Raw genomic sequence first — 23,312 nt, forward strand, 5'->3', positions numbered from 1 at the left:
TCATTTCCAATGGATCGTGCGCAGATCATAGAACGCGTAGCCTTGTTGAGGCACCCATTCGATCTGGCTGTCCATCGCAAAAACGGAGAACAGCTCCGAAATCAAAACGGCATGCCCGTCATCGCGCATGATCCGCGCGATCTTGCGGAACAGCTTGTCGCGCTCGGCGGGATTCTCAACCGAGTTCGTCTGGTCGATCAGCGCATCGACTTCGGGATTACTGTAGTCTGACCAGGTACCCTTCCTGGCTGCGGTGCCGAAGATCGCAGTGATCGGATCATAGATCGCGTTCGAGTACTGCATGACGGTCATCGGCCCGGACGCGTGCGTATTGTTAAGCCGATTCCACGCCGGATATTCCAGTATCCTGGTCTTCGCGCGCACGCCAACGGCCTGCCAGTAGCCGGCGACCGCATCGGTGACATCCTTCGGGTAGGAGTTCGGGCTCAGAAGGTCGGTTTCGAAACCGCGCGGATAGCCCGCATCGGCAAGAAGCTTTCGCGCCAGCTTCGGATCGTATGGGTACGGCTTCAGATCCGGATCGACGCCCACCGGATAGTAGGCCGAGATGAAGGACGTCAGAGGTTTGCCGATGCCATGCTGCACATGCCTGATGATGGCGTCGACATCGATCGCGTAGTTCAATGCAAGGCGCACTCGCTTGTCGGCGAGCGGCGTGTTCGGCACGTTCGAATAGAGACGAACGTGCAGCGGGCTCCCCGCCGGGACGAGGACCACCGAGAGGCCGGCCGTGCTCTTGATCTGCTTCACATCGCTCGGTGCGATCATATCGGCCACATCGACCTCGCCGGTGCGCAGCGCGTTCAGCCGGCTCGATGCGTCAGGGATGTACCGAAAAACCAGATGCTTGATCGCCGGCTTGGCGCCGTAATACGCGTCGTGGCGCTCGAGTTCGAGGGACTGTCCGATCTTGTGCGAGACAAGCTTGTAGGGACCGGCGCCGACAGGCGCCCTGGCGAAAGCCTCGACCGACGGCAGCGACTCCACATACGCCTTCGGCACCAGAGCCACGAACGCCGCCACCTTGTTCAGGAAGACAACGTCGCGTTCCCTCAGCTTGACGCTGACGGTCGCGGGATCGATCACATCGACCCGGTCGACCAAATCGGCAAAATAAGGCCGGCGCGTACTCTTGGTTGCCGGGTCCAGGATTCTCTCGAAGGAGAATTTCACGTCTTCGGCGGTCAGTTTGGCGCCGTTGTGAAAGACGACGTCCTGACGAATGGTGAACCTGTAGTCGAGACCGTCGGCGGAAACCTTCACATCGCTCGCGACCTGAGGGATCAGTTTGCCCTGCTTGTCGAACGTGTAGAGATTGTCGAACATCTGCCAGGCATAACGATCGGAATTTCCGGTATTGTCGACCTGCGCATCGAGCATCGCGATATCGCGGCCGATAGCGATGACAATCGTATCCTTGTCGACCGCCGGTTTCCCGCTAATCGCCATGGACGGCGCACCGCCGAGCAGAACACCGAAAAAAGCAAGAGCAGCGATCGCGACGCGCGATCCACGTTTATTCACCCGCATCGTCGTTCCTCCCGATATTGTCGCTGGTTGAATTCTCGGCCGGCAAAATGATTATGCGTTCTTCTCCCGCAGCAGCGGCAACACCATGCGGCCAAAGCGCTCCGCCTCCTCGTCGTGGAGATAGCCCGACAGACAGAAGGAATGGCAGCCGATGTCGATGAACTTCTGGAGCGTGTCGGCGCACTGGCGGGGATCGCCAACGATTGTGATGCCCGCGCCGGGACGCACTTTGGTGATGCCGGTCCACAGATGGGGAATGATGAGGTCCTGGCTGGAAAGCTCCTGCATCCGGCGGTTGGCCACCGAATTCTGGAAACGCCCGGCGACATCCTTACGGAAGTCGGCATCCGCGTGGCGAATGAGTTTGTCGGCAGCCTCCCATGCATCTTCCTCACGCTCGCGGCAGATGATTTGCAGGCGCATGCCGAAACCGATCTCGTCAGCCCGCCCATATTTTTCCGCGAGCTTTCGAATCTGACTCATGTTCTCGGCCACCCGATCCGGATGATCGCCCCAGAAGAGATGAACGTCGGCGTGCTTGGCCGAGATCTCCCACGCCTCCTTCGAGCCGCCGCCCAGATAGAATTTCGGATGCGGCTTCTGATGGACCGGCGGAATGACCTGAACGCCCTTGAGCTTGTAGAACTTGCCGTCATAGTCGATCGGCGCGTCGGCCTTCCACAGGGCCTTAAGGATGCTGACTTCCTCATCCATCAACAGATAGCGGTCGTTTTTGCTGTAGGGCAGCCCGTCGGCGGCGTATTGCTCATCGCTCAGGCCGGCGATCAGATTGATGCAGATCCGTCCGCCGGTGAGCTGATCGAATGTCGAGATCATCTTGGCCAGCAACACCGGATTGATGTAGCCGGGACGGGCCGCGATAAGCGGCTTTATCGATCTGGTTCGGGCCGCCATCATCGCGCCCGTGATCCAGGCTTCCCAGCAGTGGACGTTGACTGGAATCAGCAGGTACTCGAAACCAGCGCGCTCCGCACTGAGCGACACGCGGTCGAAAGCGTCGATCGATGGCGGTACGGATGCGCCGGGATCTCCGTAGGCCGTCGTATCGCCTTGCGTGGGAATGAACCAGCCCAGTTCGAGTTTTCGCATCGCAAGCCCCCTTCTTTTGACCACTCGGTGAATCCGCTCGGTCGTCGCGGCACCGAGGCCACTACCCGCGGCGGATGTTGCGGAGGCGGCGTCATCCGCCTCCGCTGTGCGCATCAACGTTGCAGGGTCGAATCGAAGCTTTCTCCCAGCTCCGACTGCCCGATGATCTGCGCCGTCCGGTCATGGCCGGCATGCAGCACGTGGGTTTCGAGATCGCGCAGGTAACGGCTGAGCGGGAACTCGTCGAACAGAGCGGTCGATCCGGCTGCGTGGATAATCTTGTGGGAGAGTTCGAAGGCGACATGCGCGATCGTCGACTTGGCCGCCATGGATGCGAGCTCCGCCTCAACGACGGATTTCGTTTTCCAGCACGTGATGGCGTGATGAAAGATCGCCCGTGCCGCCTCGAGTTGGATCTTCATTTCGCCGGTTCGCATCTGGATGATGCCGTCCCGGCCGCGGCCGCGCTTGCGAACGTAATCGAGGTACCAGTCGTACATGCCCTCGGTCGCGCCAAGATAGGTAGCCGCGAATCCGAGGTGGAATTTTCCCTGCCAGCGCTGGCGCGGATACGCACCCGGCTCGCCGAGGAGTTGGTCTTCCGTCACGAATACGTTGTCGAGCGTGATGATCGAGGACGGAGTAGCCCGCATTCCATTCGGCCGATACCAGGTGTGATCCATCGAGACGCCCTTCATGCCGGGCTCGATGATGATCATCTGGTGATTCTGGTTGTAATCCTCGGCGCCTTCGAGGGCGACGAAGATGATTGCGAAGCCCATCGTCGGCGCATTGGTGGCGTAGTTCTTCTCGCCGTTGACGACCCATCCGCCATCGACCTTCCTGGCGGTGGTATTCATCATATACATGTGCTTGCGCTTGGCTTCGCTGCCGACGAACGAACCAAGGAACGAGCGCTTGCGCATCGGCTCGAGATAACGCTCTTTCTGGTCCTTGGTGCCGATCGCCTCCAGACACCAGGCGGTGTGATTGGTCACCTGGACGCAATGTGCGGTGCCGGGGCAGCCCTGCGCAATGGTGCGCTGGGCCTGAAGATAGGTCGCCGGATCATCCGTATCGAGATTGCTGCCGCGACCGCCGAGTTCCTTTGACAGCGTGGTGCGCAGCCAACCGGCCCGGTGAAGCTCCTCGATGTTCTCGACCGGCATGTCGCAATTGGCGTCGTAGCCGCGCCCGCGCTCGCGAAACCTGGTGATCGCGAGTTCGCGCAGCGCCTTCATCTCTGCGGTATGCAGCGCTGCCTCCGGATCAAGCGGGCGTTCCATTAGTCGATTCCTTTCAAGCATTATTGGTCTCCAAGCGAATCGTTTCCGCGAAATGGCAGGCAACGAGGTGGTTGGGCTTCAGCTGGCGCAGGGATGGTGGCTCCTGGCGACAGCGGTCGCGGGCGAAGGGACAGCGGGTGTGGAAGACGCAGCCCGATGGCGGGGACAGAGGCGAAGGTATCTCCCCGGAAACCGGAGCCGCGTTGACGTCGGGCGAGGCGGAGGCGATCAGGGCCAGGCTGTAGGGATGCCGCGCGTCGGAGAGGATTGTCTCTTTCGATCCCACCTCGACGAAGCGTCCCAGATAGAGCACGCCAACCTGCGTGCTCATGAAGCCGATGACGGCGAGATCGTGCGAGATCAGGAGATAGGTCAGACCGAGCCGATCCTGCAAGTCGCGAAGCAGGTTCAGGATCTGAGCCTGAATCGACACGTCGAGCGCCGAAACCGGCTCGTCCAGGACGAGGAGGCGCGGCTCGAGCGCAAGAGCACGCGCGATCGCAACGCGCTGGCGCTGCCCGCCCGACATCTCGTTCGGATAGCGCTGCGCGGCGCTCGGCGGCAGGCCGACTGCGTCGAGAAGGTAGGCCACCCGCTCCGCCCGTGCCTTCGTGCTCGGATAGATGCGATGGATTCGAAGCGGCTCGTCGATGATGCGATCGACCCGCATGCGCGGACTGAGAGCGCTGTAGGGATCCTGGAGCACGGGCTGCAACAGACGCCGGAAGGCGAAACGTTCGGTCTTGTCGTGCCTGGCGATGTCACGCCCGTCGATGACGATCTCGCCCGATGTCGGCTCGTCGGCTCCCATGACCATCTTCGCGGTCGTGGTCTTGCCGGAGCCTGATTCTCCGACGAGGCCGAAGGTCGTTCCGGCGGGCACGTCGAAGGAAATCCCGGCAACGGCGTGCAGAAGCTCCGCCTTCTGCAACAGGCCGCGGGAGACCGGAAACGTCTTTCGCAAATCGCGGACCGAGAGGAAAGCGCTCATCCGAGCACCTCGTCGGCGTACCAGCAGGCCGAGCGGCGTGTCTCGCCGCTCGTTGCCATCCAGTCGGGGTACTCTGTCCTGCACAAATCGGTCGCGCGCGGACAGCGAGGTGCGAACCTGCATCCGGGAGGAAGCGACGAAAGGGACGGAGGCTGGCCGGGGATGAGCGGAAGACGTTCTTCCTGGCTCCCGAGCTGCGGCAGCGCTCGCAGCAGCCCTTGCGTATAGGGGTGCGCCGGCCGGGCGAAGATTTCGGACACCGGCCCCTGCTCGACGATCCGACCCGCATACATGATCGCGACCTCGTCGCAGAAGCGCTGGACCGTGTGCAGATCGTGCGTGACGAGAATGATCGCCATCCCGGTCCCGCGCTGGAGTTCGCGGAGCAGGGCGAGGATCTGCTGCTGCACCGTCACGTCGAGCGCCGTCGTCGGCTCGTCCGCGATCAGGAGCTTCGGTGCACAGGCGATGTTGAGCGCGATCGCGACGCGCTGGCGCATGCCACCCGAAAACTCGTGCGGATAGGAGCCGAGGCGCTTCTCCGCGGCCGGAATGTGTACGCGGGACAGGACGTCCACGACCTTCGGCCGTCGCAGGCGGCGCGAGCGGTCACCGAGGTGATATTTGAAGACCTCTCCAACCTGATCCTCGACATCGAGGAGCGGGTTGAGAGAGGTCATCGGATCCTGCACGATCATGCCTATCTTGCGGCCGCGAATGGCCTCCATTCCGGCCGGGCTCTTGGCCAGGAGATCCTCTCCCTCGAACAGCACCCGGCCGCCCGCGATACGCCCATTGCCGGGCAGAAGACGCATGATGGAAGAGCACGTCATGCTCTTGCCGGAGCCGGATTCGCCGACGAGGGCGAGCGTGCGGCCGGCCCGAACGGAGAAGCTCACATCGTCGACGGCGGTGACGATGCCGGATTCCGTGGCTAGCCAGGTGGTCAGATTCTCGACGCGGAGGAGATCGCTCATTCCTACCATCTCCGCCTTTGAATGGGATTGAGCCTGTCACGCAGCGTATCGCCGAGCAGATTGCCGGACAGCACGGTCGCCATGAGCGCGAGGCCGGGGCAGACGGAAATCCACCAGGCTCTTTCGAGATAGCCGCGACCGTCTGCGATCATCGTGCCCCAGGAAGGATCGGGAGGCTGCACGCCAAGCCCGAGGAAAGACAGCGTGGCTTCCAGGATGATGATCAAGCCGACATCGAGCGTCGCGAGGACGATGAAGGTACCGAGCACGTTCGGCAGGATGTGATGGGCGATGATTCTGAGCGGCGATGCCCCTCCAAGCTTCGCCAACAGCACGAAATCCCGGCTCTTGAGCGACAGTGCTTCCGAGCGAATGACGCGTGCGAACCGCGCCCAGTTGGCGAGCGTAAGAACGATAACGATGTTTGCGAAACTCGGACCGACGGCACCGACCAGGACGAGCGCAAGAATGACGGCCGGCAGTGAAAACTGCACGTCGGCGATCCACATTACCGCTCTGTCGACGGCGCCGCCGAAATAACCCGCGACGAGGCCAAGAAGCGTGCCGAAGGCGCCCGCCAGCGCCACGGCGCAGGCGGCAATGAGCAGCGAGACCTGCCCACCCCAGATCACGCGCGACAGCACATCGCGCCCGAGTTGGTCGGTCCCGAACCAATGCTGCACGGAGGGAGCTTGAAGAGCCTTGTCGAGGCCAATCTCGTTTGGATCGTAAGGCGCCACGAAGGCGGCCAGCAGCGCCGAGCCGAAGACGATGACAAGCAGAATGACGGCGACCCAGACCTGCAACGAAGTGAGCCAGCGCGAGGAGCGCTGCGCCGCGCTGGTCGCAAGCGTGCGATCCTTTGCGCCCGTCCGTCGCAGCACGGGTCCATCTGGCGAGGGAGCCTCAAGCATAGCGGATGCGCGGGTCGATATAGGCGTAGAGGAGGTCAACCGTGAGATTGATCGCGGTGAACATCAGGGCGGAAAGGGTCACGGCGGCCTGAACGACCGCGTAGTCGAGGTTCGCGATCGAATCGAGGATGAGCTTGCCCATTCCGGGCCAGGCGAAAACCGACTCGATCGATACCGCGCCGCCCATCAGAATGCCGAACTGGAGCGAGGCAAAGGTGAGAACCGGAAGCGCTGCGTTCTTGAGCGCGTGCTTGTAGACGACGGCCCGCTCGGGCACCCCCTTGATCCGCGCCATCTTGACGTATTCGGAGGTCAGAACCTCCATCATGTTGGAGCGCGTCAGCCGCATCAGACCGGCGGCGGAGTACCATCCGAGGGCGATGGACGGCATAATGAGATATTGCGGGCCGCCATAGCCGCTCGTCGGCAACCAGCCGAGCTGGACGGAGAAGACAAGCACGAATATCAGCCCGAAGAAGAAGGGCGGCGCCGCCTGACCGAACAGGGCGATGCCCTTGGCCAGAAAGTCGATCCAGCCGTCCGGGCGAACGGCCGAGGCAACACCCAGCGGCACTCCGACAAGGATTCCGATCGCGAGCGAGGTGCATGTGAGCAGAAGCGTCGGACCTATCCGCCCCAGCACGACATCGAGAGCCGGCAAGCTGAAGCGATATGACATCCCCATATCGCCATGGAGCAATTGCAGCAGATAGCGCCAGTACTGGACCACGACCGGATCCGACAGACCCATCTGCTGGCGCAGCAACTCGCGATCCGCCTCCGTTGCCTCGGGAGGCAGCATCAGGTGGGTCGGATCGCCGATCAGGCGGATGATCACGAAGATGATCATGGTGACGAGCAGCACCGTCACGATCGACTGCGCGATCCGGATGGTCAGGTAGCGGAGCATTGCCGCATCTTGCCTCGTGCCCGTTATTTCCAGCGGATCGTGCGCAGGTCGTACCAGGCGATGCCCGGCTGTGGCGTCCAATCCAACTCGCTGTCGGCGCCGTAGACGTAGAAGATCTCGGTGATCAGCACGGCCTGCGCATCATCGTGCAGGATCGAGCCGATCCGCTTGAAGATGCGATCGCGTTCGGACCGATCGGCGTTCTTGTTCGCCTCGAGGATCAGATCTTCGATCTCGGGATTCGAGTAGTCGGACCAGGTGCCGGTCTTGCTCGCCGCCCCCGTCACCGGATGGATCGGATCGAAGATGGCGTTCGACATCTGCATCAAGGTCATCGGCCCGCTCTTGTGGGTGTTGTTGAGCCGGCTCCAGGCCGCGTAGTCGATCCTTTGAATCTTCGCCTTGATGCCGACCTGCGACCAATAGGCGGCCAGTGTCTCGGCGATCTCCTTTGGCCAATCGCTCGACGAATAGATCGATATCTCGAAGCCGTTGGGATAGCCGGCCTCTTTCAGAAGTTGTTTCGCCTTGGCGGGATTGTAGCCGTAGGGCTTGAGATCGCGGTTCACGCCGTAAGAATAGTAGGACGAGATGTAGCTCGTGAGCGGCGCCCCGGCGCCGTGCAGCACGTTCTTGATCAATGCGTTGACGTCGATGGCGTAGTTGAGGGCAAGCCGCACTTTCGCTTTCGAAATCGGCGACGACTCATCGTTGGCGTAGAGCCGAACCCCGAGCGGGCTTCCGATCGGGACGGAGTGAACCTTGAGCCCGGGCGTCTTCTTGAGGCGTTCGATCTCGGCGGAGGGAATGCCGTCGCTCAGATCGACCTCGCCTGTCAGGAGCGCGTTCACCCGGCTCGAGGGCTCTTCGATCAGACGCATGATAAGACGCTTGATGCCGGGTTTCGGACCGAAATAGTCGTCAAAGCGCTCGAAGGTGACGGACTGGCCGATCTTCTGTTCGACGAAGCGATACGGCCCGGTTCCGATGGGGGCGCGCGCAAAGGCCTCGGGGCTTCCGAGCGATTGCGCATAGGCCTTGGGCACGATGAAGAGATAGCCGGCGATCTTGTTGAGGAACGCGCCGTCCGGTTCCTTGAGCGTGAAGACGACCGTCTTCGCATCCTTGGCCTCGGATTTGGCGACGACGGGTGCGAAGGCCGGACGGCGCGTGCTCTTCACGGCCGGATCGAGAATGCGGTCCATCGAATAGGCCACGTCTTCGGCCGTCATGAGCTGTCCGTTGTGAAACTTCACGTCGGTCCGCAGCGTGAACGTGTAGCTGAGACCGTCCGCGGATCGGGTCATGCCGGTCGCCAGGCTCGGCACGATGTCGCCCTTGCGGTCGAGCGCGTAGAGCGTGTCGTAGAGTTGCCAGCCGTAGCGCTGGGAATCGCCGCTCGCGGTGACCTGCCCGTCCAGATTGAATATCTCCTTGCTCACCGCCATGACGACCGTGTCGCGGTCGACGGCCGGCTTGCCGCCGATCGCGGCGGCCGGAACAGGCGCGAGAAGCACCGTCAGGCAGGAGAGCATCCGAAGATGCGGCGCAATGCCAGTTTTCATGGTGCCCTCCCTCAGCCGCCCCGGCGGGTTTCCGGCCCGCCGCTGACATAGATGACCTGGCCGGAAACGTAGGAGGCCTCGTCGTCGGCGAGGAAAGCGACTACGGCGGCGACGTCGGCCGGAACCCCAACACGTCCGACCGCGATACCCTTTGCGCGCTCCGCCTTGTAGGCCTCCGGATCCTTCCCGATCCTGACAGCGGTTTTGCGCGTCATTTCGGTATCGATGAAACCCGGCGCGACACAGTTCACTGTGACGCCGAAGCGGCCCAGTTCAAGCGCGAGCGACCGCGTAAAGCCCTGCAAGCCTGCCTTGGCCGTCGAATAGTTAACCTGGCCGCGATTGCCGAGCGCGGATGTCGACGACAAATTGACGATCCGCCCCCAGCCGCGTTCGACCATGACCCGCTGCGCGGTGCGGCTGCACAGGAATGCGCCGCGCAGATGGACGAACATGATGTCGTCCCAGTTCTCCAGACTCATCTTGTGAACGAGGTTGTCGCGGGTGACCCCCGCATTGTTCACGAGGATGTCGAGCGAGCCGAGCTCCCGCACCACTTCCGCCATGAGTTGCTCGACCGCATCGGGATCGCCGACATTTGTCTGATAGCCCCGCGCCGGCACACCATGGCCTGCATTGATCCGGGCGGCGGCATCCTGCGCCGCTGCGCCGTCGAGATCACAAATCGCGATTGCGGCGCCGTCGCGCGCGAGCCGCTCGGCTGTCGCGAAACCGATGCCCCCCGCGCCGCCGGTGATGAGCGCAACGCGCCCCTGTTTCCGCCCTGACATTGTTTTCATCCATTGGAGAGCCATTGCGGCTCCCTGATTGTGTTAATTGTATCTATATTGTTGTCACAATACTAGTGACAATTTGGCGCAAAATGTATCACGACCAGGACACTTGCCGGAGGTTCAGGAATCCGGACCCCTCCTGCATGCTCCACCGCAGCCCGTTCTTGTGGCTGAACAGGTGAAACAGTTCGGTGATAAAGACCGCGGCGGCATCGTCATGAAGAAGCCGTCCGATCTGGCGGAAAACGGCTCCGCGGTTCTCGGCGCCAACGGTGGAATCAAGCTTCGCGATCAGCGCTTCGACATCCGGATTGAAATAGTTGGACCAGGTCCCGTTCTTCGAGAACGAACCGGCCACCGGGTGGATCGGGTCGTAGATGGCGTTGGTGAATTGCGTGATCGTTGCCGGGCCGCTCTTGTGGGTGTTGTTGAGCCGGCTCCAGGCGGCGTAGTCGATGCGCAGAATTTCGGTCTTCACGCCGACCTGGCTCCAATAGGCGGCGATAGCTTCCGCCAATTCCTTGGGATGGTCGTTGGCGCTGTAGAGCTTGAGCGCAAATCCATCCGGGTAGCCCGCCTTCTTGAGAAGCTCGCGGGCCTTCTTGGGATCATAGGCGAAGGGCTTGATGTCGGGATCTGCCCCATAAGGGTAAAATGCCGAGATGAACGTTCCCATCGGCTGACCGACCCCGTAATAGACCGACCGGATGATCGCCTTGCTGTCGAGGGCGTGATTCAGGGCGAGGCGCACGTCTCGCTTGGAGATCGGCAGGGAAGCATCGTCGGAATAGAGCCTGACATGCATGGGGGCGGAGACGGGGTTGGTCAGCGTCTTCAAGCTCGGCGTCTTGTCGAGCCGTTGCTTTTCGTTGAGTGGCGCCTGCACGACGAGATCGACCTCCCCCGTCAACAGCGCGTTCACGCGTGTCGATCCCTCGGGGATCATCTTCATGATGAGGGTTTTGACGCCGGGCTTCTCGCCATAGAAATCCTCGAACCGCTCCAGCTCCAGCGTTTGACCGATATCGTGGCGCTTCAACCTGTAGGGACCCGAGCCGATGGGAGCCGAGGCGAAGGCTTCCGAACTGGGCAGCCCGCTCGTATAGGCCTTGGGGACGATGAACAGAAAGCCCGCGATCTTGTTGAGGAAGGCACCGTCGGACTGCTTGAGCTTGAAGACAACAGTCAACGGGTCGGGCGTCTCGACTCCGGCGATGATCGGCGCGAAGAAGGGCCGGCGCGTGCTCTTGGCGGCGGGATCGATCACCCGCTCCATCGTGAACTTGACGTCTTCGGAGGTCAGCGGATCGCCATTGTGAAAGCGAATGCCGGGACGAAGCTTGTAGGTATAGCTGAGCCCGTCGTCGGAGACCTTCACCTCCGTCGCCATGCGGGGGACCATCCGGCCCTTGAAATCAAATCCGTAGAGCGAATCGAACAACTGGAGCGCATAGCGCTGTGAATCGCCGCTGGCGGTAACGAGAGCGTCGAGGCTCTGAATCTCCTTCTCCAGCGCGATGACAAGAGTGTCCTTGTCGACGGCAGGCTTGGGGCTGGATTGCGCGTTGGCTTTCCCGATCGTTCCAAGAACGGCGGCCGCACCGATCGCAGCTCCGAAATCACGTCGACTGAACATTCTTTTCCTCCTTGCGAGCGTTACGGCTCCCGTTTGATTTTCTCGACGCTGCGGTCGATTCAGTTGAATTCGGCCTTCTCTTGCTATCCAGACGCCGCGGCCAGCCGGCCGGCGAGCAGACGCTCTCCCTCGGCACGCAACACGAATTTCTGGACCTTTCCGGTCCCGGCCGTCAGCGGCAACTCGGAAACGCGCTCGATCAATTCGGGCAGTTTGAACGACGACAGACGCGGCTTCAGATACTTGGCCAGTTCCGCCGGATTCGCCGCGCGGCCTTCGGCCGGAACCACAAATGCGATGCCCACCTGCCCCCAACGCGGATGCGCGACGCCCACAACGGCAGCCGCTTCGACGTCGGGGTGCGCCATCAGGGCGGCCTCGATTTCGGCCGGCGAGACGTTGAAACCCCGGCTCTTGTAGCCGTCGCCAATGCGTCCACTAAACGTCAGGCGCCCCGTCTTATCCAGCGAGCCGCCATCTCCCGTCCTGAACCATCCATCCGGCGTCAGCGCCTTGCTGCTCTCTTCCGGCTTCCTGAAATAGCCGGGCGTGATGCAATAGCCGCGGGCCCAGATCTCCCCGGTCTCGCCCGTCGCGACGTCGCGGGCCGTTTCGGGATCGACGACTCGCAGTTCGACGTCCGGCAGCGCATAACCCTGCGTGGTGATCCGTGTCTCGAGCGGATCGTCCCACCGGTTGCGCGTCAGCACGGTCGTCGTTTCCGTGAGGCCATATCCGGTCATCATGCCGGGAACGGCGAGATCATGCGCGACCATTTCGAGAATTCGGCGCTCATTGCTGAGCACCCAGCCAATTCGCAGGCGTGACAGATCGAACTCGGCCCGCTCGGACGAGGCGACGAGCGACTCGACCATGGGCGGCAGGAAATGCGTTGCCGTGCAGCGCTCGCTCGAAATGTCGCGCAGGAATTCGCGCACCTCGAACCGTTCCGCGAGGATAACCGACGCGCCGCGCGCCCAGAACGGCAGGACGCCGTTCATCATCGCCATCGAGCCGAACAGCGGGATGCAGAGATAAAGCCGATCTTCACAGGTCAGATCGACGCGCTCACCGATGTCGAAGGCCTTGCGCCAGACGCAGTGCGTGATCAATGCCCCCTTTGGAAGCGCCGTGGTCCCGGAGCTGTAGGAAATCAGGGCGGGCTCGTCGGGATCGCTCGCATAGGCAGGGGACGCCGCCGCATCCGCCTCGCGGCCGAATGGCGGCCATTCGGTCAGTCCTGGCCAATCGGGCCCGGCATCAAGCGTCACGATGTGCCGCAGTCCGGGCAATTCGGCCGTCGTAAGCTCGCCCGCCGGTTGCACCCGCACCTCCGGGCACAATTGCGCAATTTCCGCGGGGAAATCGCGAAATGAACCGCGACCCGGAATGATCAGCGCAATACTATCGGATTGCGCGAGCTGATAGCGGACTTCCGGCAGCTTAAGCCGCGTGTTGAGGACGACGGTGATCAAGCCGATTTGCGATGCGCCTAGCCAGCACCAGAGGAATTCCGGCCGATTGGGCAGCCACAACGCCACGCGATCGCCGGGCCGCAAGCCAAGCGCTTCAAACCGGCGGGAGGCTTCATCGACCCGGCGCTTCACGTCGGCGAACGTATATCGCTCGCCTCCGAAGACCAGCGCCTCCCTCGAGCCGTATTCATCCGCGAGCCACCTCAAGGCCGAGCCATAGGTCGCGCCGACGAAAGGATTTCCTGGTGCCGCCATCCTCAATCCGCCGTACTGTCCCTCCCAGCCCTCCCTTGGCTGGATCGATACATCGAAGATTAGGTCATCGATACAATCGACGTCAATGTCATTATATACTAAGATGCATTCCTATTGCGCCATACCTTTCTCCAAGAAGCACGGCGACGGACATAACCTATGTGGACACCTGACATCCGCGGTCTCGAAGGCCCCCGCTACATCGTGATCGCAACGGCGATCGCACAGGCGATCGACAGTGGCGAATTACCTCCCGGCACGCAGTTGCCCCCTCAACGAGACCTCGCCGAAAGTCTTGGTGTCACGGTCGGAACGGTGACGCGCGCCTATGCGCTGGCCAGCGAGAAGAACCTCGTCACGGGCGAGGTCGGCCGCGGCACCTTCGTTAGAGCGGGACGGAATGTCGGGCAGCGGTTGGAATTCCGGCCTACCGCGCCGGAGCGCACGGTCGATTTTTCCTGTTATCGCGCGCCGATCGCGGGCCTTGGCGATCTCGTCTCGGCGTCGTTGGCGACCCTGGCCCAGCGCGCTGCCCTTCTGCCGCTCCAAAAATATCCGCCCGCGGCCGGACTCCCCGCCCATCGCGCCATCGCGGCCGAATGGCTTGGCCGGATCGGACTTTCGGCGCGCGCGGAAGACGTCTTGATCTGCGCCGGAGTACAGCAGGCGATCCACCTCGCCCTCGCGACACTCGCCGGGCCCGGCGACGTCATCCTGACGGATGAGCTGACCTATCCGGGTCTGAAGGCTCTTGCCGGGATCCAGGGACTACGCCTCGTCGGCGTCGGAATGGACGAGGAAGGCATGCGTCCTGAGGCATTGCGCGAAGCCGTCGCGCGAACCGGTGCCAGCGTCGTCGCACTCCAGACAACCCTGCACAACCCCACGATCGCAACGATGAGCCTCGACCGGCGCAAGGCGATCGCGGCTATCGCGGAAGAGCTCAGGCTCACGCTATTCGAAGACGACGCCCAGGCAGCGATCCTGGCGGAGCGCCCGGTGCCCCTTGCTGCTCTCGCGCCCGACCGAACGGTTTATTCGACCGGCCTCGCCAAGGGGCTGAGCCCGGTTTTCCGCACCGGGTTTGTCGTCTGCCCGCCCTCTCTCAACGAGGCCCTGTCGAACACGCTTCATGCGATGACACTCGGCCCCTCCCCGTTCGTTGGCGAGATGGTATCGAGTATCCTCAGCCATCCCGACCTTGACCAGGTAATCGAGCGGATGCGCAAGATCATAGCTGAACGTGTCGCCTTCGCGGTCGACCTTCTCGGACCCGATCGCGTCCGCTCTCATCCGGCTTCGGTCCATATGTGGCTGAGTCTGCCGCCGGAATGGCGGCCGCTGGATTTCGAGGCGGCCGCGCGCCGCAAGGGAGTGGCGGTCGTCGCCGCCGACAATTTCGCCACCGACGGCGTACGCCCACCCGGCGCCGTGCGGCTCTCCCTTAGTCCGGGAGCCGGGGATAACCTGCTTCATCGGGGCCTGGTCACACTGAAGGGCATGCTCGATAGCCGGCCGATCCTGTCGGCAACCATCATCTGAGTTCGAGCTTATCGCAGGGGCATGATTGCGAGTCGGAGGTCCGGGTAACGTACTGCTCCTCTGATCCGGATCGGACTATGCTCCCGACTCCGTCAGAGCGATCTCCCAGGCGATATAGGCCCGCATCCCTGCCTCTCCCTTGAGGTAGGGTGGATCGACGACATCCTGCGGCAGATCGAGAGGAAGATTTTCGGTCGACTCGAGCTTTCCACCCTGCGCGACCCAACCGGCATTTCCGCCCGCGAGCCACTTGGCGCGGTGTCCGAGCCGGAGCAGCGTCGCGGTCGCCAAGATAGCTTGCTCTTCGTCCGCGGCCGTCACGACTATCTCCTGGCTGAGCTCGCCCAGCCGCGCCTCAAGCCATCCACGCGGCAACCAGCGCGCGCCGGGAACGTGGCCCCTTTTGAAGTCGCGGCTCGTGCCGACATCCAGCACGGTGTGGGACAACGCATCCAAGCGGCTCGGCGCAATCGAAGGGATGGTATCACGCAGCTTGGCGAGCCATGCCGGGACCGCGGCCGGGCCGCTCGCGAGCGGGAGGCCCGCAGCGCGCCAGGCCGGAATACCCCCATCAAGTAGCGCGACCTCCGGAAACCTCATCCGACGCAACCAATAGGCGGCCATGGCCGCGCGCCCATTGCCGTCGTCAATGAGGATGACAGGTACCGCCTCGACGGCGAGAACTTCGTCCGTGCACTGAATGAGCTGCCCGCCAGGCCGCGAGCAGGAGGACGTGACATGCCCTGCCAAATAGGCTTCCTCGCTTCGTACATCCACGAGGATGACAGGTTCCGACGCTCGCCGGCTGACCCGACGATCGACCTCCGCCGGCGTCAGGCGCAAGACACCACTCACATCCGCCAGGACATCGGCGCCCGCTCCATCGCCTGACGACACCTCGACCCGATCTCCCGGGACGAGCGTGCGGCCTGAAAGGCGCCAGCCCATCGTGCCGTTCTCCAGCGCGACGACCCGTTCAACTCCAAGCAACGCAAGGGTGCGTGCGGCGATGATGCTGCGTGTCCGCCCGGCGCAGTGAACCACGACCAGCCGGCCCTCGCGCGCCGCCTCCGCCGCCCGGCCGGCGATCTCGACGCCGGGAACGTTGCTGCTGCCGGGCAGAGTGGCGCGGCCGAACTCGGCCGGTGTGCGCACATCCCATTGCTCGAAGGTCTCGCCGGCAGCTTGCATCTGCGCGAGCCGATCGGCATCGATCGACCTCACGCCATCATGTTCGAGAACCTCTTCCCCGAAGCGCTTGCTGGGAACGTTCACGCCGGTCGCGACGGGACGGCCTGTAGCTCTCCAGGCGCCGAGGCCGCCCGTCAGGATACGGACAGCCCGATAGCCGAATTCCGCGAGCGTTGCGGCGGCCAACGCCGCTCGTCCGTCCCCCGCGCCCTCATCATAGACGACGATGTCCTGTGCGATGGACGGAACGAGTTCTCCGATCCGCAATTCGATCAGCCTGCGGGGCAGGAAGGTCGCATACGGCAGGTGTCCCTGCTCCGCTTCGCCTGCTTCACGTATGTCGAAAAGGGCGAGCGAGCGCGGTCGCTGCGCCATCAGCTCCGCGAGCGCATCGGCATCGATATCGCCAGCCACGGCGTCAGCCCGCCTTCTCGGCGCGCTTCCATTGATTGTTTGAACGCCCCAGCAGATCGCCGGCGATCATGTTCTTGTGGATCTGGATCGTGCCGCCATAGATCGATCCTCCGCGAACTTCGGCGTAGCGTTGGGCGAGCGGGAATTCCTTCATGTAGCCATTGGCGCCATGGATCTGGAGCGCATCGTCGCAGATCTCGCGCGCCGCCTGCGCGGTATAGACCTTGGCGACGGATACCTCGCTGCGGCTCGGCAGGCCATGGCCGGCATTCGATGCCGCCCTGTAGGTCAGGAGCTGGGCGGCCTCGAGCTTCACCTTCATGTCGGCCAGCATCCATTGCAGGCCCTGGAACTCCGCGATCTCGCGGCCGAACTGACGCCTTTCCTTCGCGTAAGCTACCGCGAGTTCGAACGAAGCCTGCGCCGATCCGAGCATACGGGCGATGCTCCCAAGCCGTTCAGCGTTATAGACGCTGATGAGCCGCCCGAATGCGTTGCCGTCCAGCAGCACATTCTGCGCAGGCACGCGGCAGTCGTCGAAGAAGAGCTCGAACAGCCTCTCATCTGCCATGTTGGTTCCACCCTTGCTGTGAGAGAAACCCGGCGCGTCATGCGGCACGATCACTGCTCCGATATCGGAAGGCTTTCCCGTGCTGCCGAAGCGGCAATAGGTGAGCGTGTAGCTGTTGTGGTCGACGAAACTGACAAACTGCTTCTTGCCGTTCAACACGACGGCGTCTTTACCGTCGTGACGGGCAGCGGTTTTCATCGCCGTCGCAGCCGATCCGGCCTCCGGCTCCGTGATGCCGATGCTCACTCCGAACTCGCCGCGACAGACGCCACCGACGAAGAACGACTTTTGCTGCGGTGTCCCGAGTTCGAGGATGGCCCCAATGGCGCCGGTCGAGCTGCGATGCGCCAGCGCGCCGACGATGGAGGCGCAGGATTGCAGCTTCTGGATGACGAGAAGCGTGTCGAGCAGGGGCAGGCCGGCTCCGCCATACTCCTCCGGCATGTTGAGGCCGAGGAGTCCCGCCTCGGCCATCTTCCTCCGCAACCGCGCAATGCCTTCGCGGCTGTGATCAGAAGCCAGTTGCCTGAGCGATCGTTGATAATGCTCGCCAGCGTGATCGATGAGCTCGCGCTGCCGATCGGTCAGTTGAAAGTCCATGGATCACTCCTTGATCCTCGCCAGAACCTGGCCGACGGCGATAACATCGCCGGCGGAGACGCAAAGCTCGGCGAGCACTCCCTCACCCGTGCTATCAACCGGGATTTCCATCTTCATCGATTCGATCACCAGGATCGTCTCGCCAGCCGAGACCCGAGCCCCCTGCTCGACCAGAATCTCGAACACAACACCGGCGATCTCCGTCTTGATCTCTATCGACACAATTTCCCCCGGGGGTAACACTGTCTGCATCAGTAGCTGACAATTTTGATCTTTGTCTAGATCATATTCCCCATATTGTTCCCCTTGATATACATACAATGTCGTTGTATTGCACCCACAATGAGAGGATCGCATGGATAAAGCGACCGAGGAGGAGCTTGCGGAGAGGCGACGGGTTGCCCGGCTCATGGGCGGCCCGGAGGCTCTTGAGCGTCTGCACGCCGCGGGAAAGCGGAGCGCGCGCGAACGTATAGACCTGCTGCTCGACGAAGGGAGTTTCCAGGAGATCGGAATCCAGGGCCGCAGCCAGCATCCCGGCCTGCGCGATCGGACCCCGGCGGACGGTCTTGTGGCGGGGTCGGGGCGGATCGACGGGCGCATCGTCTACGTGGTGTCCGAAGATGCGACGGTTCTCGCCGGCACCCGCGGGCGGGTAGCGGAGGCAAAGATCGCGCGAATTCGCGAGCTCGCCCTTGCGCATCGCAAACCCTTCATCGCCTTGCAGGAGGCTGGCGCCGGGCGTTTCCAGGAGAGCAACGGTGCGGTCGCCGCGGGTATGGGCGTGCGCTTTCGCGAGCACTTTCTGCTCTCGGGGGTGGTGCCACAGGTGGCGGGCCTGATGGGCGCCTGTTTCGGAGGACCGTCCTTCACGGCCGCGCAATCCGATTTCGTCACCATCACACGAACCGGCTTCATGGGGATGTCGGGCCCGGCCGTGGTGCGGGTCGGCATTGGCCTCGACGTCAGCGCCGAGGAGATCGGCGGCGCCGACAAGGTGGCGACAGAGCGCGGCCTCGCCGACCATCTCGGCGAGACGGATGCCGACAGCATCGCCGCGATCCGCGAGGTGCTGTCCTATTTTCCGTCGAGCAGCGACGAGTATCCGCCGGTCCGCCCGCCGAGCCCCGCGCCCGGCGACACCGAAGAGGGGCAGCGCGAGATCACGGCCCTCGTGTCCGACAATCATCGGCGCGCCTATGACATGCGCAAGCTGCTGCGCCTCATCGTCGATGACGGCAAGCTCACGCCGTACAAGGAGAGCTATGGCCCGAATCTGATCACAGCGTGGGCGCGGATCGGGGGGCGTGCGGTCGGCCTCGTAGCGAACCAGCCGATGCAGCTCGCCGGCGCGCTCGACGAGAAGGCGGCCGTCAAGGCGCGGCGGTTCATCGACGTCTGCGACGCCTTCCACATCCCGATTGTTTCGTTGATCGACTGTCCCGGCTTCCTGGTTGGCCCGGATATCGAGGATCGGCGCATGGTCGTGCTGGCTTCGCAATTGCTGAATTCGATCGTCAGCGCAACCGTCCCAAAAGTCACCATCATCCTGCGTAAGGCGATCGGGCTTGCCTATATCGCGCTCGGCGGCAAGTCGACCAAGCCGGACCGTATCGTGGCCTGGCCGACGGCGCGGTTCGACGTGATGGGCACCGCAGCCGGCGTCGAACTCGTCCACGGCAAGGAAATTGCCAAGGCGTCCGATCCGGTGGCGAAGCGGGCGGAGATCCTCAAGAAGGTCGAAGCGGAATCCTCTGCTTATCTCGCTGCCGAGATGGCACTGATCGACGACGTCATCCATCCGACCGAAACGCGCCAAGTCATCATTCATGCCCTGGACTGCACAGCCGATCGCGTCGTGCCCGGCTTCAAGCGGCGGATCATGCCGTGATGGACAGGGCAAAGGACGCGCTGGAAGTCGATGTCGTCGTGGTCGGCCTCGGTGCCGCGGGAGCCGCCGCGGCCATCGCGGCGCACGATGCCGGAGCCCAAGTCGCCGTCTTCGAGAAGATGCCCGATCCGGGCGGCCTCTCAATCGTATCGGCAGGCGGGATTCGTATCGCCTTCGATGCCGATGCCGCCTTCGACTATCTCAAGGCGACCTGCGGCGGACGGACTCCGCATGACCTTCTGCGCGTGCTTGCCGACGGCATGACGCAGGTCTCCGACTGGGTGCGCGCTCTCGCCGACGTGAGCAGAGCCACCGTGAAGGTCACGCCGGCAAGAGGGAATTATCCGCTGCCAGGTTCCGAGGCGCTCGGTTACTGCGAGGTGGCGGAAGTCCCGGCGATCGAAGGTGCCGCTTCCTTCCACGCGGTGCGTGGGATTCGGCCGGGATGCCGGCTGTTCAAGGTCTTGGAAGACAATCTACGGGCTCGCCACATTGCCGTCCGCCTGGGACATCCGGTCCGGCGCTTGATTCGCGAGGGATCCACGGTCAGTGGGGTCGTGGTCGAGGCGGACGGACAGGAGCGTCGTGTTCGCGCGCGACGCGGCGTCATTCTCGCCTGTGGCGGCTTCGAGGCGAATTCCGAAATGAAGCGGAACTTCTTTCAGGCCGATCCCGTGATCCCCGCTTCGTTCCTCGGGAATACGGGTGACGGCATCGCCATGGCTCAGGAGGTCGGGGCCGCGCTCTGGCATATGTGGCACTATCACGGACCCTACGGCTTCCGTCATCCGGACCCTTCCTATCCGTACGGTCTGTATCTCAAGGCGATACCGATGTGGCATCCGGGACATCCGGAGAGCACTTCGGATCTCGGGGTCGTCGACCAGCAGGGACGTCCCGCCGGGGGCAAGCAACTCCCGCGGCTCGCCTGGATTCTCCTCGACAAGACCGGGCGCCGCTTCATGGACGAATATCCGCCCTATCCCGGCGATTTCGGCGTTCGTCCGCTCGATCTCTACGATTCGAAAGCCCAGGACTTTCCCCGCATCCCTGCGCATATTGTCTTCGACGAGAACGGCCGCCGGATGTATCCACTAGGGCGCTGTGCGATCAACGGGCGCGACGGCTGGTACGAATGGAGCGCCGACAATTACCGGGAAATCGAACTCGGCTTCTTCCGGCGGTTCGATAGTTGGGATGCCCTCGCACAAGGAATCGGAGTCGATCCCGGCATCCTGAAGGAAGAGATCGCGACCTGGAACCGTGCCTGCGCAGCCGGCGACGATGAGGCCTTCGGCCGGCGCTCCGACACAATGGTCCCGCTCGATACGCCGCCCTTCTATGTCGGACAGGTCTGGCCGCTGGTCATCAACACGCAAGGCGGCCCGGTCCACAATGTCCGGCAGGAAGTCCTCAACCCCTTCGGCGAGGCGATCCCCGGCCTCTATGCCGCCGGTGAATTGGGATCGGTGTTCGGCCATCTCTATCTCAGCGGCGGCAACCTGGCCGAGTGCATGATCGGCGGACGCATTGCCGGCCGCGAGGCCGCAAAGCGGGAGCCGATCCGTGCCTGAGGTCCTCGTCGATGATAGCGGCGCGGTGCGCCGATTGGTGCTGAACCGGCCGGACAAACGGAACGCGCTGGATCACCGTACGATCGAAGCCCTGCTTTCCGAATTCGAGCAAGCTGAAAGGGACGAGACGGTCAACGTTGTCGTGCTTGCAGGCTCGGGTGCCGGCTTCTCGGCCGGAGCCGACTTGCGCGAAGCGAGCGGTCTCAAGGATGCGAGGGCGATCGCCCATCATGCGGAGTTGATGTCGCGCCTTCTGCTTGCGCCCTGGCAACTCAGCAAGCCCGTCATCGCCGAAGTCCATGGTTTCGCGTTCGGGGCAGGCTTCGGCCTGACGCTCTCTTGCGACATGGCATTGTGCTCGGACGACGCGATCCTGTCCTTCCCCGAAATCCGCCACGGCATGCTGCCGGCTCTCGTAGCTCCTCCTCTGCTGCGCCGCGTCGGTTACGCGCGCGCCTTCGAGATCCTCGCCACGGCCAAGCCGGTCTCGGCAGAAGCCGCGATGAGGCTCGGCCTCGTGAAGGCAGTGCCGCAGGCCACGCTCCGCGCCGAGACGACTGCCTTGGCCGATACGCTCGCCGCCTCCGGGACGGTCCTGCGGTCACTGAAGGAGCTACTGCGTGCCATCTCGGACGCCGACATGCTCGCCGCGGCCGCGATCGCGAAGGACGCCAACGTCACCGGAAAGCTACGGCGTCTTGCGGAAGAGACAGCATGAAACGACCATTCCACAAGGTACTGGTCGCCAATCGCGGCGCCGCCGCATCCCGGATCATTCGCGCGCTCGGCGAGTTCGACATTGCATCCGTCGCGATATTCTCGGAAGCCGACGCGAAAGCGCCGTATCTGGAGGCGGCGACCGAGGCTTTCTGCATCGGCGCTGCACCCGCGCGCGAAAGCTATTTGCGGGCCGACAAGATCATCGCCATCGCCCGCGAAAGGGGAGCGGATGCCATCCATCCCGGCTATGGCTTCCTGTCAGAGAACGCCGCCTTCGCCCATGCGGTCACGGCCGCCGGAATGACTTTCATCGGTCCGTCGCCGCGATGGATCGAGGCGATGGGCCACAAGACCGAGGCTCGCGATCTGATGCGCCACCACGGGATGCCCGTGGCCGCCGGCTCGGAGCTGCTGCGTGAGGGAGGCGACATCGCCGCCGCCGCTCGACAGATCGGTTATCCCGTCCTCGTCAAGCCCGCCCTCGGCGGTGGCGGCATCGGGATGATCGTCGCCGAGGACGAGGCCAGTCTGTCCCGCGGCGTCGAACGTGCGCGCTCGCTCGCCACCCGCAGCTTCGGCAACGGCCAGGTTTATCTCGAGCGCTATCTCGCGCGGCCGCGTCACATCGAGTTCCAGCTCCTGGCCGATAAATACGGGACCGCGCGTCATCTCTTCGAGCGAGATTGCTCGCTCCAGCGCCGGCATCAGAAGGTCGTCGAGGAGGCACCCGCTCCGGCGCTTCCCCGCAATCCGCTCCGCGCCGTCGCCGATGTCGCGACGGGCATCCTGGCTCGGCTCGGCTACGACAATATCGGCACGGTCGAGATGCTGCGGGCCGATGACGGCAGCTTCTCCTTCCTCGAGATGAATACCCGTCTTCAGGTCGAGCATGCCGTCACCGAGATGGTCACCGGCATCGACATCGTGAAGGCGCAGATCCGCCTCGCTGCCGGCACGGCGATCTCCGATGTCCTGCCGAGGGAGATCGCCCTCGACGGCCATGCCGTCGAGGCACGCATCTACGCCGAAGATCCGCAAAGCTTCATGCCCTCGCCCGGGCGGCTCGAGCATTTCCGGCCCTGCTCGCCGAAATCAGGATTGAGGATCGAGACCGGCTATGCGACGGGCTGCGAGGTTACGCCCTTCTACGACCCGATGCTGGCCAAGGTCATCGCGCATGGCGCCACCCGCGACGAGGCGCTCGACACTCTCGCGAAGGCTCTTGCGGATTTCGAGGTCCAGGGCGTGAAGACCAATATCCCGTTCATCCTGCGCGCGCTTCGCCACAGTCCTTTCCGCGCGGGCGCGGTTCATACCGGTCTTGCGGCCGAAATCGCCAACTGAG

General features: G+C 63.2%; 19 protein-coding genes. 5 read left to right on the forward strand and 14 right to left on the reverse strand.

Annotated elements, in window-relative coordinates; all coding sequences use genetic code 11:
• The 11 genes from JQ628_RS25210 to JQ628_RS25260 form a co-directional block, all read right to left on the reverse strand.
• The gene (locus JQ628_RS25210) at positions 1 to 1,470 is read right to left on the reverse strand and encodes an ABC transporter substrate-binding protein (protein WP_212226553.1); all 1,470 of its coding nucleotides are present in this window, start codon (positions 1,468 to 1,470) and stop codon (positions 1 to 3) included.
• 132 nt (positions 1,471 to 1,602) lie between these two features.
• Positions 1,603 to 2,661, reverse strand: a complete 1,059-nt coding sequence (locus JQ628_RS25215; protein WP_212226554.1) for an LLM class flavin-dependent oxidoreductase — start codon at positions 2,659 to 2,661, stop codon at positions 1,603 to 1,605.
• A 113-nt stretch (positions 2,662 to 2,774) separates the two neighbouring features.
• Positions 2,775 to 3,947, reverse strand: coding sequence for an acyl-CoA dehydrogenase family protein (locus JQ628_RS25220; RefSeq protein WP_249128369.1), 1,173 nt, complete (start codon positions 3,945 to 3,947; stop codon positions 2,775 to 2,777).
• 13 nt (positions 3,948 to 3,960) lie between these two features.
• Entirely contained in the window at positions 3,961 to 4,938 is a 978-nt protein-coding gene (locus tag JQ628_RS25225; protein WP_212226556.1) for an ABC transporter ATP-binding protein, read from the reverse strand.
• Complete coding sequence (locus JQ628_RS25230) at positions 4,935 to 5,915, reverse strand: ABC transporter ATP-binding protein (RefSeq protein ID WP_249128371.1); 981 nt, start codon at positions 5,913 to 5,915, stop codon at positions 4,935 to 4,937. Before JQ628_RS25230 ends, JQ628_RS25225 begins: the two co-directional genes overlap by 4 nt.
• 2 nt (positions 5,916 to 5,917) lie before the next feature.
• Positions 5,918 to 6,799, reverse strand: a complete 882-nt coding sequence (locus tag JQ628_RS25235) for an ABC transporter permease (protein ID WP_349628123.1) — start codon at positions 6,797 to 6,799, stop codon at positions 5,918 to 5,920.
• A gap of 22 nt (positions 6,800 to 6,821) precedes the next feature.
• The gene (locus JQ628_RS25240) at positions 6,822 to 7,739 is read right to left on the reverse strand and encodes an ABC transporter permease (protein WP_212226562.1); all 918 of its coding nucleotides are present in this window, start codon (positions 7,737 to 7,739) and stop codon (positions 6,822 to 6,824) included.
• 23 nt (positions 7,740 to 7,762) lie between these two features.
• Entirely contained in the window at positions 7,763 to 9,304 is a 1,542-nt protein-coding gene (locus tag JQ628_RS25245) for an ABC transporter substrate-binding protein (RefSeq protein ID WP_212226565.1), read from the reverse strand.
• 11 nt (positions 9,305 to 9,315) lie between these two features.
• Positions 9,316 to 10,095, reverse strand: coding sequence for a 3-oxoacyl-ACP reductase FabG (fabG, locus tag JQ628_RS25250; RefSeq protein WP_212226567.1), 780 nt, complete (start codon positions 10,093 to 10,095; stop codon positions 9,316 to 9,318).
• A gap of 97 nt (positions 10,096 to 10,192) precedes the next feature.
• Complete coding sequence (locus JQ628_RS25255; protein ID WP_212226569.1) at positions 10,193 to 11,734, reverse strand: ABC transporter substrate-binding protein; 1,542 nt, start codon at positions 11,732 to 11,734, stop codon at positions 10,193 to 10,195.
• An 83-nt stretch (positions 11,735 to 11,817) separates the two neighbouring features.
• The gene (locus JQ628_RS25260; RefSeq protein ID WP_212226571.1) at positions 11,818 to 13,464 is read right to left on the reverse strand and encodes a class I adenylate-forming enzyme family protein; all 1,647 of its coding nucleotides are present in this window, start codon (positions 13,462 to 13,464) and stop codon (positions 11,818 to 11,820) included.
• A 159-nt stretch (positions 13,465 to 13,623) separates the two neighbouring features.
• On the opposite strand from JQ628_RS25260, the gene JQ628_RS25265 reads away from it, so the two are divergent.
• The gene (locus JQ628_RS25265) at positions 13,624 to 15,006 is read left to right on the forward strand and encodes a PLP-dependent aminotransferase family protein (RefSeq protein ID WP_212226577.1); all 1,383 of its coding nucleotides are present in this window, start codon (positions 13,624 to 13,626) and stop codon (positions 15,004 to 15,006) included.
• Between the two features lie 75 nt (positions 15,007 to 15,081).
• Here the strand turns inward: JQ628_RS25265 and JQ628_RS34885 are convergent, their stop codons facing one another.
• The 3 genes from JQ628_RS34885 to JQ628_RS25280 are packed head-to-tail and all read right to left on the reverse strand — an operon-like array spanning position 15,082 to position 18,004.
• Positions 15,082 to 16,611, reverse strand: coding sequence for a rhodanese-like domain-containing protein (locus JQ628_RS34885; protein WP_212226578.1), 1,530 nt, complete (start codon positions 16,609 to 16,611; stop codon positions 15,082 to 15,084).
• Positions 16,612 to 16,615: 4 nt separating this feature from the next.
• Positions 16,616 to 17,782, reverse strand: coding sequence for an acyl-CoA dehydrogenase family protein (locus JQ628_RS25275; protein ID WP_212226579.1), 1,167 nt, complete (start codon positions 17,780 to 17,782; stop codon positions 16,616 to 16,618).
• Between the two features lie 3 nt (positions 17,783 to 17,785).
• Positions 17,786 to 18,004, reverse strand: a complete 219-nt coding sequence (locus JQ628_RS25280; RefSeq protein WP_212226581.1) for an acetyl-CoA carboxylase biotin carboxyl carrier protein subunit — start codon at positions 18,002 to 18,004, stop codon at positions 17,786 to 17,788.
• Between the two features lie 133 nt (positions 18,005 to 18,137).
• On the opposite strand from JQ628_RS25280, the gene JQ628_RS25285 reads away from it, so the two are divergent.
• From JQ628_RS25285 to JQ628_RS25300, 4 genes are read left to right on the forward strand one after another with little or no spacing between them, the layout of a single operon-like run.
• Positions 18,138 to 19,673, forward strand: coding sequence for an acyl-CoA carboxylase subunit beta (locus tag JQ628_RS25285; RefSeq protein ID WP_212226584.1), 1,536 nt, complete (start codon positions 18,138 to 18,140; stop codon positions 19,671 to 19,673).
• Positions 19,673 to 21,247 (forward strand): FAD-dependent oxidoreductase, encoded by a 1,575-nt coding sequence (locus JQ628_RS25290; protein ID WP_212226741.1) that lies wholly within the window; start codon positions 19,673 to 19,675, stop codon positions 21,245 to 21,247. Before JQ628_RS25285 ends, JQ628_RS25290 begins: the two co-directional genes overlap by 1 nt.
• Positions 21,240 to 21,965, forward strand: a complete 726-nt coding sequence (locus tag JQ628_RS25295) for an enoyl-CoA hydratase/isomerase family protein (protein ID WP_212226586.1) — start codon at positions 21,240 to 21,242, stop codon at positions 21,963 to 21,965. The genes JQ628_RS25290 and JQ628_RS25295 overlap by 8 nt, the downstream gene beginning before the upstream one ends.
• On the forward strand, positions 21,962 to 23,311 hold the full coding sequence (locus JQ628_RS25300; protein WP_212226589.1) for an acetyl-CoA carboxylase biotin carboxylase subunit: 1,350 nt from the start codon (positions 21,962 to 21,964) through the stop codon (positions 23,309 to 23,311). The genes JQ628_RS25295 and JQ628_RS25300 overlap by 4 nt, the downstream gene beginning before the upstream one ends.
• Position 23,312: the final 1 nt, after the last annotated feature.

It is taken from the genome of Bradyrhizobium lablabi (assembly GCF_018129385.1).
Taxonomy (GTDB): Bacteria; Pseudomonadota; Alphaproteobacteria; order Rhizobiales; family Xanthobacteraceae; genus Bradyrhizobium; species Bradyrhizobium lablabi_C.